This is a genomic window from Algoriphagus sp. 4150 (assembly GCF_031457395.1).
Lineage (GTDB): Bacteria > Bacteroidota > Bacteroidia > Cytophagales > Cyclobacteriaceae > Algoriphagus.
On the sequence record NZ_JAVDWS010000009.1, the window covers coordinates 89,496 to 102,148 of the forward strand.

The window sequence follows — 12,653 nt, forward strand, 5'->3', positions numbered from 1 at the left end:
AGTTAATAAGTTGAACCATAGGATACATCATGTGTTTGACTGTCCTGAAGTTCTCCTTTTTCGCACTTTAATACCCGATAAGGGTATTTACGAAGTAAATCATAATTATGGGTTGCCATTAATATAGCAGTTCCTTTTTTATTTATTTCCTGGAAAAGCTTAAAAATACCTTCGGCCACATCCGGATCCAGATTTCCCGTGGGTTCATCGGCTAATAGAATGGAGGGGTCGTTGAGCAATGCTCTGGCAATCACCACACGCTGCTGCTCTCCTCCGGATAATTGGTGAGGCATCTTGCTTGAGGCATTGTTCAGCCCAACCAAAAGCAGGACTTCAGCCATGCGGGCATTTATTTTTGCTTTGTCTTTCCATCCGGTAGCTCTCATGACAAATGCTAGATTTTCAGCTACTGAGCGATCATTGAAGAGTTGGAAATCCTGGAAAATGATGCCGATTTTTCTTCTCAGAAAGGGGATGTCTTTTGTTTTGATGTTTTCCAAAGTAAACCCGGCTACTTCAGCACTCCCGTTTCTCAGCTCAAGGTCCGCATAGAGGGTTTTCAATAAGGAGCTTTTTCCACTGCCCGTTCTGCCGATCAGAAACACGAATTCGTGCTGCTCCACGGAGAAGTTCACATTGGTGAGGATAGGGTCTACTCCCTGAAAGATCGTTGCCTGATTTACCTGAAGTACAGGCTTAGTACTGAAATCCATTCTTATAATTCTAATTTTTGCAATTTTCCAAAAGGAAGATCCAGGATTAACGCTTCAAGTTCTTTTTCCTTTCCCTCCAACCCAAATTTCTCGATTTTCTTTAGGGGCCTGTCGGCCCTGAAATAGGCGACTAGTACAAAGTTTTCATCTCTGATCTGAATGTAATCAGGGATTTTTGCTTTGCCTTTTACTTTGATAATATACATAAGGGAAATTAAAAAAAGACCGACATATGCCGGTCTTTCATTACTTATTTTCCAGCTGCCTTGGCATGGTCTGCCAAAAACGTTGCCAAACCGGAATCCGTAAGTGGATGGTTTAACAAGCCGGTGATTACTTTCAGTGGACAAGTCACCACATCAGCGCCAACTTCAGCGCATTTCAACAGGTGCATGGTATGTCTTACAGATGCAGCAAGAACTTCTGTCTCGAAGCCGTAATTGCCATAAATATGAACGATCTGAGAGATAAGATCCATTCCGTCAAATGCGATATCATCCAATCTTCCGATGAAAGGGGAAACATAGGATGCTCCTGCTTTTGCTGCCAACAGCGCTTGGCCTGCAGAGAAAATCAGCGTACAGTTGGTGCGGATGCCCTCGCTTTGGAAATACTTAAGTGCTTTCAGACCGTCTTTTACCATCGGAATCTTCACTACGATTTTGTCATCGATCTTTGCGAGCTCTTTCCCTTCTTTCACCATGCCTTCATAATCTGTGGCGATTACTTCTGCACTTACTTTATCATCTACGATGTCACAGATCGTTTTGTAGTGAGCTCTTACTTTTTCGTCTCCGCTGATGCCTTCTTTGGCCATCAATGAAGGGTTGGTAGTTACGCCATCTAAAACTCCAAGGTCATAAGCTTCGCGGATGTCACTTAGATTGGCTGTGTCAATAAAGAATTTCATATTTAAATTGTTTAATAGGTATGGAACCGGCTTTTCTCAGGCTTTGATGGTCTTGTCTAATTAACTAAACAGGCTAAAAGCCATTTAAAAGGATGATTCCAAATGGATTTGATTGTGGAAAACAAAGTTAGAAGATAAATCAAGATTTGGAACTTGATTGGGGATGCCATAGAAAAAATAGGGCAAAAAAAGAAGCGGCATCGCACCGCTCAACCACCTACCCTTGCTTCCTTCCGGACCTGGGGGATTCAGCAGGAGCTGGTCGTGCCGCCGGTGCAAAGGTAAGCAGAAAATGTTCCTTTTCAATAAGACTATTCGGTTTTCCCTTTAAAACGGGGGTTGGGTCTGATTATGAGGTGGATTAATTTGAAATCTGAAATTGCAAAATTGAAATTAGCGTGTTTTGGCGAGATGCATCTGGAATTCCAGCACATTGCAATGGATAAATTCATCTTCTGCCAGATCGTCAAAAACCTCCTCATCAAATTCCATTTCGGTTTTCTCGATTTTCCCGTCAGGATGTACGATAAGTTCAATCCCTGTAAATGTATCGGGGTTTACCTGAACCAGAACTTGGTAGTCATCAAATATCCGTGAAATACTGAGGGAATGCCTTTGCCATTGTAAGATTTTTTTTTTCAAAACTACTCATTAGGACCGATTGGACGATAGCTTGAGTAAAAAACCATCACATCTGAAGATGGCTTTGGGTCATTTTTATCCTGGGTTATCCCCTTGATACCAACTGGTGAAATGTGTTTTCGTTTCAGTAATGAAGACTGGGCGTACATGATATTTTTGATTTTGGTTTGGTCCGATTTATTTTTTTTGATAAAAAAAACGGGTTGATGCTTTGTACTTCGCAATCCCTTTCTAAATTTGCTCTCATTCTTATGAAAACAATCGCAAACAAATACTGGTGGTGGCATTCTTACTCTTTCCAAAAGGAAGTTTAGAAAGCCCCTGCGTATAATTTTGCGTATCGACATAGTATAAAAGGCTTACTGGATTTCCGGTAAGCCTTTTTTCATGAAAAACCAACCAAGAATGACTCAAGTGAAATTTCCAATACTGACTACTTACCAGAAGCGATTGGCGGATACAATCACTCCGGTAAGCATCTATTTGCAGATCAGGGATCGATTTGCCAATCCTATCCTACTGGAGAGTTCAGATTACCATGGTCAGGAAAACAGCTATTCGTATATCTGTTTTAACCCTCTGGCTACCTTCACCTTCAATGCCGGCAAAGTGGTGGAAAATCTTCCGTCAGGCAAAAAAGAGAGTTATGAAGTGAATTCTGACCAGAAGTTGATGCAGTGTCTGCGGGCTTTCGGAAGTAAGTTTGACATCGCACCTGATAATTTCAAATTCAGTTCAAATGGGCTTTTTGGATACATACAATACGATACTGTAGCTTATTTTGAAGATATCAAACTCCAAAATACAATTTCGACTGCAGTACCGATGATGCAATATTCGGTTTATCAGAATGTGATTGTGGTGGATCATTATAAGAATGAATTGCACCTGCTGGAGCACAGAATAGCCGGAGCTGAAAATGATGCTAAAATGGAGGAAATCGTGCGTCTCCTTAATAATAAGAATATTCCGAGCTATGCTTTTCAGCGGGTAGGTGAGGAAGAGTCGAATTATACCGACGAGGAATTCTTGAAGATTTTGAATCAGGGTAGAGAACATTGCTTCAAAGGTGATGTGTTTCAGATTGTGCTTTCACGCAGGTTTAGTACGGATTTCAAGGGAGATGAATTCAACGTTTATAGGGCACTTCGATCAGTGAATCCTTCACCTTATCTGTTCTATTTTGATTATGGTTCTTTCAAGGTATTCGGAAGCTCTCCTGAAGCCCAAATCGTAGTAAAAGATAAAAAAGCGACTATTTATCCAATAGCGGGGACATTTCGAAGGACGGGCAATGATCAAGAGGATGCGGCCTTGGCACGCAAACTCTACGATGATCCCAAGGAAAACTCAGAGCACGTGATGCTGGTGGATCTGGCAAGAAATGATTTGAGCAGATCTTCTGAAAAAGTGACGGTGGAGGTTTTTAAAGAGATACAATACTATTCTCATGTGATTCATTTGGTGTCCAAGGTGACGGGGGAACTGCCTGAAAACACCAACCCACTTCAGCTGGTGGCGGATACATTTCCTGCAGGCACACTTTCCGGGGCCCCCAAATACAGAGCGATGGAGTTGATCGATGAGTTGGAAAATGTTTCGAGAACCTTTTACGGAGGAGCAATCGGCTATTTGGGATTCAATGGGGACTTTAACCATGCGATTTTGATCAGGTCTTTTGTCTCTGAAAACAATCAGCTTCGATTCCAAGCCGGTGCAGGTGTTGTGGCCAAATCTACCATTCCTTCCGAGTTGCAGGAAGTAGCCAATAAATTGGAAGCGCTGAGAGTGGCGCTGAGAGCGGCAGAGAATATCTAATTGGAAAATTGCAAGATTTCAAAATTGAAAAATTATGGCAAAATATGAGCGATTTGAGGATTTACCGGTTTGGCAGCATGCTATTAAAATTGGAGTGAGAATTTATAAGCTAATTGAATTTGAAAATAGAAAGAAGAAAGGATCTTAACATTGCGAAATTTTTCAATCTTCCAATTTTTAAATTTTCCAATCATATATAAATAATGAAAATACTCGTCCTGGATAATTACGATTCCTTTACCTACAATCTGGTCTATATCGTCAGGCAACTGGGCTATGGAGTGCAGATGGATGTCTTTCGAAATGATAAAATCAGTTTGGAAGAGGTCTCCAAATACGATAAAATACTTCTTTCCCCGGGTCCGGGAGTTCCTGAAGACGCAGGAATTATGCCTGAGCTTTTGAAGAAATATGCCGCCACCAAATCAATTCTGGGAGTTTGTCTGGGGCATCAGGCAATCGGCGAAGCCTTCGGAGGAGATTTGATTAATTTGTCTGAAGTGCTTCACGGTGTAGCTTCTACTGTGACAGTGGAGGAGGATTTGTTGTTCAAAAACGTTCCGAATACGTTCAGTATTGGCAGATACCACTCTTGGGTTGTGGATGAAAACACACTTTCATCGGACTTGGAAGTGATCGCGCGTACACCGGACAATCAAATTATGGCAATAAGGCATAAGAAGTATGATATCAGGGGGGTACAATTTCATCCCGAAAGCATTCTTACCGAAAACGGAGTACAGATTCTCAAAAACTGGTTGGAGCATTAAGTAGCAGCCCCACCCAACAACACCTATTATTATGAAAGATATTTTGAATCACCTCATCGAGCACCGCACGCTTACCCGATCGGACGCAAAGGAGGTTTTGAAAAACATTACAGCGGGAAATTACAATACGAGTCAGATTGCTGCATTTATGACGGTGTATTTGATGCGTAGTATTACGGTGGAAGAGTTGTCAGGATTCCGTGAAGCTATGCTGGAGCGTTGTATTCCGGTGGAAATCTCCGAATACGATGCAATGGATCTTTGCGGTACGGGCGGAGATGGCAAAGACACCTTCAATATCTCCACTTTATCTTCCTTTGTGGTAGCGGCTGCAGGACAAAATGTGGCAAAACATGGGAACAATGGAGTCTCTTCCATCTGTGGGTCTTCTAATTTGTTGGCATATTTTGGGTATGAGTTTACCAGTGATATAGATCAGATCAGGAGAAGTTTGGATGAAGTGGGAATTTGTTTTTTGCATGCGCCGCTGTTTCATCCGGCGATGAAGCATGTGGGGCCGATCAGGAAGGATTTAGGAGTTAAGACCTTTTTCAATATGCTTGGCCCGATGGTAAATCCAAGCTTTCCAAGGAAGCAATTGGTCGGCGTATTTAGTCTGGAGTTGGCTAGATTGTATGGATATCTTTACCAGGATATGGATGGGAGATTCTCTATTCTTCATGCGCTGGACGGTTATGATGAGATTTCACTTACAGGTGATTTTAAGATGATTTCGAATGCTGGGGAAAAAGTCTATAGCCCCGAAACGATAGGCCTACCGAAATTGAAGGCTGAGTCTATCAAGGGAGGTGAGACTATCCGGGAGTCTGCGGAAATATTTGAAAATGTTCTGAAAGGGAAGGGGACCAAAAGCCAAAATTCGGTGGTGATTGCCAATTCTGCGGCGGCGCTTGTCACCGCCCGCGAAGGACTTTCCTTCACCGATGCAGTAGGCATAGCAGAAGAAGCACTTTTGAGCCTAAAGGCGCTTCAGGTTTTTAACGGACTGGTCAATCCAAAAACAACAGTCTCTTTAGCTTAAAAACACATGAATATTCTAGATAAAATAATTGCCAGAAAGCACGTAGAAGTAGCCGAGAGACGCAGTATGGTGCCGGTGAAACTTTTGGAGCAAAGCATCTTTTTCGATGGAAAAGTAGTGTCGATGAAGAAGTATGTGACTGATCCCCAGAAATCAGGGATTATCTCTGAATTCAAAAGAAAGTCACCTTCCAAAGGACTGATCAATGGATCTGCTTCCGTGGAGGGGGTAAGCATAGGGTATATGCAGGCGGGAGCTTCGGCACTGTCGATTTTGACAGACACTGATTTCTTCGGCGGCAGCAATGCTGATCTCAAGGAAGCCAGAAAATTTAATTTCTGTCCGATTCTTCGGAAGGATTTTGTAGTGGATGAATACCAGATTCTCGAAGCCAAATCTATTGGAGCTGACTGTATTCTGCTGATTGCGGCAGCGTTGGGACCGGCTAGACTGAAGGAACTGGCGGCATTTGCCAAAAGCCTTGGCCTGGAAATTTTGATGGAAGTACACGATGGAGAGGAATTGGAAAGGAGTCTTTGCGATGACTTGGATCTGGTGGGAGTGAACAATAGGAACTTGAAGACTTTCGATGTGTCTTTGCAAACCTCATTAGACTTGGTAGATAAGATTCCAAATAATTTTCTGAAGATTTCAGAGAGCGGGATTTCTGATCCTTCTACATTGATTACCCTGAGAAGAGTCGGGTTCGACGGATTCTTGATCGGAGAGAATTTCATGAAATCCAGCCGTCCCGAGCAGGCTGCATATAATTTCATGAAAGAGTTTAAAAAACTTCTATCCATGGAAACTGAAGTGGGCGTTAAATGAAGATCAAAGTCTGCGGGATGCGGGAACCGGCAAATATCAATGAGCTGATCAGGGAGGTTAAACCTGATTGGATGGGGCTGATATTCTATTCCAAATCCTCAAGATACGTTTCTGAAGATTTTGCCTTGGAAATTCAGGTGGCAGAAGTGCCAAAAGTTGGGGTTTTTGTGAATGAATCAATTGAGTTTGTTTTATCCAAAATCGATGAATTTAAGTTGTCAGTAGTTCAGCTTCATGGCAACGAAAGCCCGGAATATGTGCGGAAGCTGAAATTGGAAACGGACAAGAAGATTTGGAAAGTCATCCTGGTAGGAGAGCGTATCGAGTGGGAGGCCTTAAGGGATTACGAGGATTTGGTGGAGTACTTTCTCTTTGATACTGCCACGGCCTCGCACGGAGGATCGGGGAAGAAATTCAATTGGGAGACGCTGGAGACATATCCATTCCAAAAAGGTTTTCTTTTGAGCGGAGGGCTGGATGTGGAAAGCACTGATGAGGTTTTGTCACTTGCTGAGCGAATGCCTCAACTCATAGGTTTGGATTTAAATTCAAAATTTGAAGACACACCTGGACTAAAGAATATTGAAAGACTAAAGAGTTTTAAAAAGAAAATTAGACCATAGTGTTTAGTCCATGGTCCATAGACTAAACACTATCAACTACAGAAATATGATCAAAGTAGATGAAAAGGGTTTTTATGGCAAGTTCGGAGGAGCTTACATTCCCGAAATGCTGCATCCGAATATCGAAGAGCTGAAAGAGAATTACGAGTCAATTATGGCTTCTAAGGAGTTTCAGGATGAATTCAGGCATTTGCTGAAAGATTATGTAGGTCGTCCAACTCCTCTCTATTTTGCTTCCCGCCTTTCTGAAAAGTACGGTACCAAAATCTACCTTAAGCGCGAGGATCTCTGCCATACAGGGGCTCATAAGGTGAACAATACCATAGGTCAGATCATCTTGGCGAAGAAGCTCGGGAAAAAGCGGATTATTGCGGAGACAGGAGCAGGACAACATGGAGTGGCAACGGCGACAGTCTGCGCACTTATGGGCATGGAATGTACGGTCTATATGGGAGAAGTGGACATTGCGCGCCAGCACCCGAACGTGGAGCGCATGAAGATTTTGGGAGCTACTGTAGTTCCGGCAACTTCAGGTTCCAAGACGCTCAAAGACGCGACTAATGAAGCCATGCGTGCTTGGATCAATAATCCGGTAGATACGCATTACATCATCGGCTCGGTGGTAGGACCACACCCATATCCTGAGATGGTGGCGAGGTTTCAGTCCGTGATTTCGGAGGAGATCAAATGGCAGCTAAAGGAAAAAGAAGGCAGGGAGAATCCTGATATCGTCATAGCCTGTGTGGGCGGCGGGTCAAATGCAGCAGGTGCTTTTTATCACTACTACAATAAACCTGAAGTTCGCTTGGTAGCTGCAGAAGCAGCAGGGCTGGGGATTTCTTCAGGGAAATCAGCAGCGACAACAGTGCTTGGGACTCCCGGGATTTTGCATGGATCGAAGACGATTTTGATGCAAACTGAAGATGGGCAGGTAGTTGAGCCACACTCGATCTCCGCAGGATTGGATTATCCGGGAATCGGGCCTGTTCATGCGCATTTGTTTGATGTGGGAAGAGGGGAGTTTGTGGCAGTGGAAGATAAAGATGCTATGGCAGCGGGAATTGAGTTGAGCAAATTGGAGGGGATAATTCCGGCAATAGAATCCGCCCATGCGCTGTATGCTTTGAATATGATCGAGTATTCCAAAGATGATGTGATCGTGGTGAATCTTTCGGGAAGAGGAGACAAGGATCTGGATACTTATATTAAATGGGGGAAATATTGATTTACGATTGATGATTTTTGATTTACGAGATCAAACTGAACCTCAATCTTATTTGTAGAGATCAAGCTTTATGGAGGATTAATTTCGAATGAAGAATATCGAAAGTCGAATAATGAAGTGGAGGCATCTGATGATTCTTGATTTACGGGATCAAACTGAACCTCAGTCTTATTTGTAGAGATCAATCCCTCTGAAGGATTAATTTCGAATGAAGAACGTCGAATTTTGAATAATGAAGTGGAGGCATCCTAGTAATAGGGACCAATACTGAAGTGCTTGCCCGCCATGGCGGAGATAGAATCCTAATTAACATGGGTGTCCGTGATAACTATCGGAACCTGTAAATATTAAGTATGATCTTATTCACATCAACCCTGAAGGGGTTGAACCTTTCAATAACCATGGGTGAAACCCATGGGGAAAGTATAAACTAATAGCATATCAACCCTGAAGGGGTTGAACTAAAGTATATTTGAAATGGGGATTGGGATGAGGATCAACCATAAAGAGGGTCTCGTAATTCCAATATCATAAATCGTAAATTCCAATGAACCGAATACATAAACTATTTAAAGAAAAGGGCTCCCGTGTGCTCTCCATCTATTTCACAGCGGGTTTCCCGGAACTGGAAAGCACCATGGAAATCATGGAGGCTATACAAGCCAGTGGGGCAGATATCATAGAAATCGGCATTCCCTATTCTGACCCTGTAGCCGATGGACCGACTATCCAGGATAGCAATATGGTCGCTTTGGAAAATGGAATATCACTAAAGAAAATCTTTGAGCAACTTGACGACTTTCGTGCAAAAATTCATATTCCGGTGGTGATGATGGGCTATCTCAATCCGATTATGCAGTATGGCATGGAGGCTTTTTGCCAAAAATGCCAGGAGGTAGGAGTGGATGGACTCATTCTGCCGGACCTTCCTATGCAGCAGTATTTGGATGAGTATAAGGTGCTTTTTGAGCAATATGGTTTGGTAAACACATTTTTGATTTCTCCGCAGACTTCGGAAAAGCGTATTCGGGAAATCGATGAAAATACCAGCGGATTTATTTACATGGTTTCTTCACACAGCATCACAGGAGCAAAATCCGGAATTAGTGATGAGCAGATTTCTTATTTCGAGCGTGTAAAAGCGATGAATTTGAAAAATCCCAGATTGATTGGTTTTGGGATTTCAGATGCGGAGACTTTCACCACTGCTTCGGATTATAGCAATGGAGCCATTATAGGTTCTGCCTTTATCAAGACCTTGAAAAATTCAAATAAGCTGAAGGAAGATATTCAGGAATACCTTCAATCAGTGATTAAGTAAAAGTGAAACTTTTCCAAAGTTCAAAACTTTGGAAAAGCTTAATTTCCAACACAACAAAAATATGATCATTCAGCTTCAACCCGATATTTCCGACAGTCAAAAAGAGAATTTGATCCAAAAAGTCAATGGCATTGGCTATAAAACCACTGAGGTGAAAACCCAACTCGGTGACTATCTGATCGGGATCGGCAAAAAAGAATTTGATATCCGCCAAATCGGACAGATGGATGGGATAATCGACATCCACATCGTATCCGATGAATATAAATTGGTATCAAAAAAATGGAAAGCCAAGCCAACTTCCGTTGATTTGGGAGATGGGGTATTTATCAAGGAAGGGGAGATGGCAGTCATCACCGGGCCTTGTTCTATCGAATCCGAAGAGCAGATCCGTGCAGTAGTGGCCCACTGTGTGGAGAATGATATTAAGATGATGCGAGGTGGGGTGTTCAAACCAAGAAGCAGCCCTTATGCTTTCCGGGGATTGGGACTGGAGGGATTGAAACTGTGGCACGATATCGCCAGCGAGGCAGGAATCAAGATTGTGACCGAAGTAATGCAGACTTCGCAGATCGAAGAAATGTATCCTTATGTGGATATTTATCAGGTGGGAGCCAGAAATTCCCAAAACTTCAATCTGCTGGATGAGCTGGGGAAAGTGGACAAAGCAGTGATGATCAAACGGGGGATTTCAGGTACACTTGAGGAGCTTTTACAGTCTGCAGAGTATGTGTTCTCGGGAGGTAATGAAAAGTTGATTCTCTGCGAAAGAGGAATCCGTACGTATGAAAGAGCTTCCAGAAATACCTTGGATTTGAATGCTATTCCGATTCTGAAAGCTAAATCCCACCTGCCGGTGATAGTGGATCCATCGCATGGAATCGGTATTCGGGCTTACGTGCCGCAGATGGCACTTGCCGGAGTGATGTCCGGAGCCGATGGGATTATTTACGAATCACATGAAGTTCCGGAAAAAGCTTATTCCGATGGGCAACAGACCCTAGATTTTGCCCAAAGTGCGCGATTGGCAAGCTGGATCAGAGAGAGTTTTGCGATGCGAAAGGGATTTGAATTGTTGTGAGGGAATTGACAAAGCCAGCGGTAACGCTGGTTTTTTTTCTGTAAAGTTTTTTACCACGGGGAGCACAGATTAGTTATAACAGTAAAAGAATCCAGTGGTTAAAGTTTTTTATGGGATAGTATTTAAAAGTAAAAGAGCTGTCCGGGGACAGCTCCTGCACATTGGCATTTTTACTATATCTTTCCTATTGAATTAAAAGGAGGAATATTACAATTGGGAATTCCTATTCAGGGAAATCTCTTTTTACCAATTGGATTTTTAAAGGCGATTTCTCTGACTGCCTTTCCCCTTACTCTACGATAAATTCGCCTTTCATCAGGCCATAGTGTCCCGGGAAGCTACAAATGAATTCATAGGTTCCTTTGGCCGGAGCTATAAATGTGATCGTATCGCTTTCACCGCCACCGATGAGCTTGGTGTGCGCTAATACCACATCACCGGAAGGAATATAGTCAGTGTCTTTGGCGCGGGCAGCTTGGGCAGCAAAAGTTTCAATAGATGTGCCTTCTTTCAGTAGGACAAAATTATGTCCCATTACTTCCTTGCCCATCGCACCGACGTGCGTCAGAGTCAAGGTTACTTCCGAGCCTGCTTTGACTCTAAGTTCTGCCTTGTCGAAGCGCATCTGGTCGTTGGACTCCAGACTGAGAGTTTCTTGTGAAGTAGGAGCAGCTACCGGTTCCTCAACAGCGTTTTCAGGCTGCGTGGCTTCCTGCTGTGTTGGGGTACTTTGTTCAGTGCTTTCTGTCTTTTTTTCACCGCCGCAACTTGACAAAACAAGTCCGGTAACCGCTGCAATCATTAACTTTTTCATGGTTTGCTATTCTTTTGATTGTTATTTATTCTTAAGTGTTTAATGATTAGTTTGTTAGATTTTTTTGTCCCAAGATTGATTATGCTAAGTTGGTATTTTACTTCTCCTTGATCGCTGATAGCTTGGGGAAAGAAAAGAGGAGCGCTTTACAATACTTGAGCTATTTAAAATCGGTCTAAATTAAGTCGAAAAATTAAAATTCACAACCAAGTCCTAAGTTTTGGTTTTTGGTTAGGCAAGATTGACGGATGAAGCTGTTGGTCAAAATGGAGAAATTAATCCCTGAGGTCTTGTGATTAGCTTCCATCATCAATCGATAGAAGATAAGCCAATTATGAAACGTGAGTTCTCATTAAATGGCATCATTTGTTCTAGTAATTTTTCAAATAGTCCGCTACCGCCCGTTTTTGCCCATTCACGAACATCGTGTTTTTTACAAATTAGCTCTTAATTGCAATTGAATGCCGTTTCAGAAGTGGCATGACTATTATTCCTACATTTAGATAATATATTGTTTGCTATGAAAGATTTTCAACTGGGAGAGTTTGAAGAGATCGTAATCCTCACCGTGGGCATTCTGAATAATTTGGCTTACAGTGTCGCGATCAAAGATGAGATCGAGTCAAGGCTTACCCGAACAGTCAGCATGGGGGCCTTGCATACGGCTTTGAATAGGATGGAGGACAAAGGATATCTGAAATCCTATGCCGGTGAGGCAACCGAGGAGCGGGCAGGTAGGCCGAGAAGATATTTTGAGATCACAGCACTGGGCAAAAAAGCCATTTTGCACGCCAAGGAGACAAGAGATGGTTTATGGAATGCCATTCCGAAAGCAATTTGGCAGTCAAGTTTAGCAGGAAGTTAAG

At 42.7% G+C, this 12,653-nt stretch carries 14 protein-coding genes and 1 other RNA gene; 9 read left to right on the forward strand and 6 right to left on the reverse strand.

Annotation, left to right across the window (positions count from 1 at the left end):
- Positions 1–2: 2 nt before the first annotated feature.
- The 5 genes from J2X69_RS13080 to J2X69_RS13100 form a co-directional block, all read right to left on the reverse strand.
- Entirely contained in the window at positions 3–713 is a 711-nt protein-coding gene (locus J2X69_RS13080; protein ID WP_310103918.1) for an ATP-binding cassette domain-containing protein, read from the reverse strand.
- A gap of 2 nt (positions 714–715) precedes the next feature.
- Positions 716–919 (reverse strand): hypothetical protein, encoded by a 204-nt coding sequence (locus J2X69_RS13085; protein WP_057939972.1) that lies wholly within the window; start codon positions 917–919, stop codon positions 716–718.
- A gap of 44 nt (positions 920–963) precedes the next feature.
- Entirely contained in the window at positions 964–1,623 is a 660-nt protein-coding gene (gene fsa, locus J2X69_RS13090; protein WP_310103921.1) for a fructose-6-phosphate aldolase, read from the reverse strand.
- Positions 1,624–1,808: 185 nt separating this feature from the next.
- Positions 1,809–1,899: signal recognition particle sRNA small type (gene ffs / locus J2X69_RS13095), an RNA gene on the reverse strand.
- A gap of 117 nt (positions 1,900–2,016) precedes the next feature.
- Entirely contained in the window at positions 2,017–2,265 is a 249-nt protein-coding gene (locus J2X69_RS13100) for a hypothetical protein (RefSeq protein WP_310103923.1), read from the reverse strand.
- Positions 2,266–2,652: 387 nt separating this feature from the next.
- Between J2X69_RS13100 and J2X69_RS13105 the strand changes: the two genes are divergently transcribed.
- The 8 genes from J2X69_RS13105 (at position 2,653) to J2X69_RS13140 (ending at position 10,973) form a co-directional block, all read left to right on the forward strand.
- Positions 2,653–4,083: an anthranilate synthase component I family protein gene (locus J2X69_RS13105; RefSeq protein ID WP_310103925.1), complete on the forward strand. Its 1,431-nt coding sequence runs from the start codon at positions 2,653–2,655 to the stop codon at positions 4,081–4,083.
- A 203-nt stretch (positions 4,084–4,286) separates the two neighbouring features.
- Entirely contained in the window at positions 4,287–4,853 is a 567-nt protein-coding gene (locus J2X69_RS13110) for an aminodeoxychorismate/anthranilate synthase component II (protein WP_310103927.1), read from the forward strand.
- Between the two features lie 31 nt (positions 4,854–4,884).
- Positions 4,885–5,895 carry an anthranilate phosphoribosyltransferase gene (trpD, locus tag J2X69_RS13115; protein ID WP_310103929.1) on the forward strand — a complete coding sequence of 337 codons (1,011 nt, stop codon included), beginning with the start codon at positions 4,885–4,887 and terminating at the stop codon, positions 5,893–5,895.
- Positions 5,896–5,901: 6 nt separating this feature from the next.
- Complete coding sequence (gene trpC, locus J2X69_RS13120; RefSeq protein ID WP_310103931.1) at positions 5,902–6,723, forward strand: indole-3-glycerol phosphate synthase TrpC; 822 nt, start codon at positions 5,902–5,904, stop codon at positions 6,721–6,723.
- Positions 6,720–7,346 (forward strand): phosphoribosylanthranilate isomerase, encoded by a 627-nt coding sequence (locus tag J2X69_RS13125; RefSeq protein WP_310103933.1) that lies wholly within the window; start codon positions 6,720–6,722, stop codon positions 7,344–7,346. The genes trpC and J2X69_RS13125 overlap by 4 nt, the downstream gene beginning before the upstream one ends.
- Before the next feature lie 46 nt (positions 7,347–7,392).
- On the forward strand, positions 7,393–8,571 hold the full coding sequence (trpB, locus tag J2X69_RS13130; RefSeq protein ID WP_310103934.1) for a tryptophan synthase subunit beta: 1,179 nt from the start codon (positions 7,393–7,395) through the stop codon (positions 8,569–8,571).
- 547 nt (positions 8,572–9,118) lie between these two features.
- Positions 9,119–9,892: a tryptophan synthase subunit alpha gene (gene trpA, locus J2X69_RS13135; protein WP_310103936.1), complete on the forward strand. Its 774-nt coding sequence runs from the start codon at positions 9,119–9,121 to the stop codon at positions 9,890–9,892.
- 61 nt (positions 9,893–9,953) lie between these two features.
- Positions 9,954–10,973: a bifunctional 3-deoxy-7-phosphoheptulonate synthase/chorismate mutase gene (locus J2X69_RS13140; RefSeq protein WP_310104100.1), complete on the forward strand. Its 1,020-nt coding sequence runs from the start codon at positions 9,954–9,956 to the stop codon at positions 10,971–10,973.
- Between the two features lie 289 nt (positions 10,974–11,262).
- Here J2X69_RS13140 and azu read toward each other — a convergent pair whose 3' ends face one another.
- On the reverse strand, positions 11,263–11,787 hold the full coding sequence (gene azu / locus J2X69_RS13145) for an azurin (protein WP_310103939.1): 525 nt from the start codon (positions 11,785–11,787) through the stop codon (positions 11,263–11,265).
- Between the two features lie 520 nt (positions 11,788–12,307).
- Between azu and J2X69_RS13150 the strand changes: the two genes are divergently transcribed.
- Positions 12,308–12,652 (forward strand): helix-turn-helix transcriptional regulator, encoded by a 345-nt coding sequence (locus tag J2X69_RS13150; protein ID WP_310103941.1) that lies wholly within the window; start codon positions 12,308–12,310, stop codon positions 12,650–12,652.
- Position 12,653: the final 1 nt, after the last annotated feature.